Annotated in this window: 1 protein-coding gene and 1 pseudogene; both read right to left on the bottom strand. The window is 51.9% G+C overall.

Going from position 1 to position 1,194, the window contains the following annotated elements; all coding sequences use genetic code 11:
* Positions 1–270 precede the first annotated feature (270 nt).
* Positions 271–813 carry a D-glycero-beta-D-manno-heptose 1,7-bisphosphate 7-phosphatase gene (gene gmhB, locus AACW87_RS14545; protein ID WP_043142605.1) on the bottom strand — a complete coding sequence of 181 codons (543 nt, stop codon included), beginning with the start codon at positions 811–813 and terminating at the stop codon, positions 271–273.
* A gap of 112 nt (positions 814–925) precedes the next feature.
* Positions 926–1,194, bottom strand: a pseudogene (tuf, locus tag AACW87_RS14540) (elongation factor Tu); the annotation flags it as partial.

The raw sequence follows: 1,194 nt of genomic DNA, 5'->3' as shown, positions 1-1,194 counted from the left end.
ACACAGATTGCTTGATTCAAATTGTTAAAGAGCGACGCAACAGTGTGTTGCTGCGGGAGTGGAATTCTACTCAACCGCCTTCTCGAGTCAAGCCTTATTTTCAAAGGCTTTTCGAGGCACCGACTGGCTTGTTTGCGTTGCCGCTTGCCCTGTCGATGGAGGCGCATTATAGGGAGTAGAAACTTTCTGGCAAGCAGATAATTGCAAAAAGATGGCTTTCATCAACCGTTCGCTCACAAAGCCACCAATACGCATATTAAGCGAACGAAATCAGCCCGCGACAGGCACTGAAACGGCGAAATCGTGCAGGTTGTCGTAGATGGCATCCGCCAAGGCGATGCCGGCATCGGTTACAGGTTTGCCAGTACGCACCATGACTTTATGACCAACCTTGGCACTGGCTGCCGCTTTCAGGTCGGAAGGTTTGTCGCCAACCATATAGGAACGGCCCATGTCGATACCCAGCTCCTGTTGTGCCAGCAGCAGCATGCCGGGTTCCGGTTTGCGGCAATCACAAGGGGCGCCGTGATCCGGGTGATGTGGACAGAAATAGATACCGTCGAGATCCACATCCCGATCGGCCAATGACCAATCCATCCATTCAGTCAGGTTCATGAAGTCGTCCTCACTGAAATAGCCGCGGGCGATACCAGACTGGTTGGTGACGACGATCAACAGATAGCCTTTCTTCTTCAGCAGCTGCATGGCTTCGATCACACCGGGCAGGAAATGGAAGTCGTCTACCTGACTGACATAACCGGTGTCTTCGTTGATGACACCGTCACGGTCCAGAAAAATGGCGGGCTTGCTCACTGGGGACTACCTCAATAAATGATTTTGCAAAGTATCTCATAGGGCACAAGGCCCAAAAAGAAAAAGGGGCGGCCGAAGCCACCCCTTTTCATGTTTGCATATAACGAATCGATTAAGCGATTACGCTAGCTACAACACCAGCACCTACGGTACGGCCACCTTCACGGATAGCGAAACGCAGGCCGTCGTCCATTGCGATCGGCGCAATCAGGGTAACAACCATTTTGATGTTGTCGCCTGGCATTACCATTTCAACGCCTTCCGGCAGTTCGATGGTACCGGTCACGTCGGTTGTACGGAAGTAGAACTGCGGACGGTAGCCCTTGAAGAACGGGGTATGACGACCACCTTCTTCTTTGGACAGCACGTACACTTCAGATT

This window comes from Aeromonas sp. MR7, from assembly GCF_963899385.1.
In the GTDB taxonomy this organism is placed as follows: Bacteria; Pseudomonadota; Gammaproteobacteria; order Enterobacterales; family Aeromonadaceae; genus Aeromonas; species Aeromonas bestiarum.
The sequence above is the reverse complement of the archived record's forward strand: the minus strand, read 5'-3'. Positions and strand labels throughout refer to the sequence as shown.